At 33.7% G+C, this 255-nt stretch carries 1 rRNA gene; it reads left to right on the forward strand.

The features are described 5' to 3' along the window. Positions 1–165 precede the first annotated feature (165 nt). Positions 166–255, forward strand: a 5S ribosomal RNA gene (rrf, locus tag IC173_RS20575); the annotation flags it as partial.

Below are 255 nucleotides of genomic sequence, written 5' to 3' on the forward strand. Positions count from 1 at the left end.
TGCAGCAATGTATTTAGCTTATCGATACTAATAGGTCGAGGACTTGACCAATATTTATTTGATGTTCATTGATTAAAATATATATGTAGTTTTTAGAGTGCTAACTCTAAAGAATCTAGTTTACTAGCTTCAAAAACTTAATAGTAATATTAAGCATAAAGATTATGTGGTTACAATAGCAGAGAGGATACACCTGTTCCCATTCCGAACACAGAAGTTAAGCTCTCTAGCGCTGATGGTACTTGGTGGGAAACT

Source organism: Clostridioides sp. ES-S-0048-02 (assembly GCF_020658495.1).
Taxonomy (GTDB): domain Bacteria; phylum Bacillota; class Clostridia; order Peptostreptococcales; family Peptostreptococcaceae; genus Clostridioides.